This is a genomic window from Mesorhizobium sp. WSM4887 (assembly GCF_029625865.1).
GTDB lineage: Bacteria > Pseudomonadota > Alphaproteobacteria > Rhizobiales > Rhizobiaceae > Mesorhizobium.
Window position 1 is genome coordinate 1 of the sequence record NZ_JARTVP010000061.1, and the last position, 258, is coordinate 258.

The 258-nt window shown below is 88.4% G+C and carries 1 protein-coding gene; it reads right to left on the bottom strand.

Going from position 1 to position 258, the window contains the following annotated elements; translation table 11 throughout:
- Positions 1–56: 56 nt before the first annotated feature.
- Positions 57–258: hypothetical protein (locus P9230_RS32320; protein ID WP_278121767.1), on the bottom strand; the 202-nt coding region annotated here is incomplete at its 5' end.

The following is a 258-nucleotide window of genomic DNA, read 5'->3' on the forward strand; positions in this document are numbered from 1 at the left end:
ATCTCCAAGACCATCAACATGCCGAACGAGGCGACGGTCGAGGACGCCAAGAACGCCTACATGCTGTGCGGGGGGGGGGGGGGGGGGGGGGGGGGGGGGGGGGGGGGGCGCGCGCGGCGGGGGGGGGGGGGGGGGGGGGGGGGGGGGGGGGGGGGGGGGGGGGGGGGGGGGGGGGGGTGGGGGGGGGGGGGCCGCGGGGGGGGGGGGGGGGGGCGGGGGGGGCGGCGGGGGCGGGGGCGGGGCGCCGGCGGGCGGGGG